Genomic DNA, 2,002 nt, shown 5'->3' on the forward strand with positions numbered 1-2,002 from the left:
CCGGCTCCGCAAAGAGGAAATCGGCTGCATCGACCTGCGAAATATCTAGGGTATCGAGATATAGCAGCTTCACCTTTGAATCAGTACCGCTGACCCCATTAAAGGTAACGTCAACGCCATGAATTTGTGACAGGCCGTTGATCGTGCCACGATGGCTCTTAGTGATTGTGAGCTGGCTGAAATCAGTGATCCCGACTTGACGCAAATCAATTTTATCAAGGCCGTGACGAAAACCACGTAATGCATTCTGGTAGTTCTTGACACCCTGTTGGGCTGCCACCACAAAAACGTCTGATGCCGCACTGTCATGACTATAGAGCGTCCCATTCAGACTAAATTTCATCTGACCCTGAGCATCAGTAGTGAGCGTCACCCCCTTGCCGCCGCCCTTAAGGATCACGGTTCCCAAGCCTTCTTGTGGCTGGCGCGTTGAGGCGTCACTACTCGTGTAAGCCATCGGAGCGATAAAGGTGTTCTGGAACGTGAAGTTCGACGCACCGATCCCGGCGAGTGTCTGATTTTTCAGGATAATGCTCTGCCCCTGACCCAGATCGACCTTAACATCCGCCCCTTGCGGCGTCAGCAACAGATCGGCAAACGTTTTTCCACCCAATCCGACCAGATCGATGATTTCGCCACGAGCCGCCTCGAAGTGGCTAATGATATCGCTGCCGGCCTCACGGCGGTGGACCACAAAGAAGTCCTTGCCCGCCCCCCCTGCCAGGGTGTTGTTTCCACGCCCGCCATCAAGCAAGGCATCGGCATTACCCGCGACTAGCGTGTCGTTGCCATCACCGGTGACGATATTCTGAATGCCCGACGGATCCTTTATCGTCAACGCTGCACCGCCAATGCGGGCAACACCGGTCAGCAAGTTGACTGACGTATCCCGCGAAACAGCCGCCGCATTGACGGTATTACGCCCACCCGCCACGCCATTAGCGGCGTCATCCAGCACCGCGCGGTTGGCCTGTCCGACCACCGACGGGATATATTCGTCGGTGTAAAAGTAAGTGTCATCCGGGGTGCTTTTGCTGCCGTACAAACGTAGCGACCAGGCATTGAATGTGACCGGCAGGCCGGAATTCGCATCGGTCACCTGTAGGGTCCAGTTGCCAGCCGAGCGTTCACCCAAATCATGGGTCGACATAAAGCTGTACTTGAACGTCCCCGACTGGCTACTCCCCCAATCGCTCGCACTCGCGCCCGGCATACCGTCTGGAACCTTACCCTGACGATTGAGCAATAGGCTCTGAGTGCCATCCGGCGAGATCAATTTGAGCGTCAGATCGCCAAGACGGCCTACCTGAGCGTCAAAATCGATCTCAACATGCTCGACATTCAGACCGGCATTCATGGCAATCGACGACGTCAGCGTCTCACCCGCCGCCAGGGTTTTCCCCAGAGGACCGCTGGATGCGCTATAGACGTACTCGTTGGCCGCGGTGCTTTGAGTCATCCAAGACTCGGCCAAGCGAACCGCGGCTCGCGCATCGACTTGACCGAAACCGTAATCGTTGCTGGTATGCATGCCGCCGCCATTCCAGCTATGGCGGCTATTATCGCGCCATGCGGTAGCGGGGTCATTAATCTTACGAGCAGACAGAGCAAGGATCTGCTGCACATCCCGATAGCCTAAGTTCGGGTTGGCCTCCAGCATCAACGCAACAACACCGGAGACTATCGGCGCGGCAAAGCTGGTGCCCTGCATGCTGGTGTAGTCATTGCCAAACGTTGAGCCCCGGTCGGTTTTCAGCATATAACTGGTCGACACGACATTGCTGCCCGGTGCCGAAACCAACAGGCTGGCTCCCGGGTTGGAAAAGGGTGAGGAGCCAATCTGCAACGTCGATAAATCGCCCTGTGCGTTGATTGCACCGACTTCCACCGAAAAGCGGTTGTTATTGGTCAGTGACCCTTGAGCATTGCCGCCTTCTGCACGATGGTTGCCGCCCGCCGCCACGATGACGGTCCCCAATCCGCCACGACCATTAGCCGCCGC

General features: G+C 56.5%; 1 protein-coding gene. It reads right to left on the bottom strand.

Annotated features, from left to right (window positions below):
- On the bottom strand, positions 1-2,002 hold a 2,002-nt coding region (locus AM629_RS20945), incomplete at both ends, for a proprotein convertase P-domain-containing protein (protein ID WP_152912053.1).

The organism is Photorhabdus heterorhabditis, from assembly GCF_001280945.1.
Lineage (GTDB): Bacteria > Pseudomonadota > Gammaproteobacteria > Enterobacterales > Enterobacteriaceae > Photorhabdus > Photorhabdus heterorhabditis.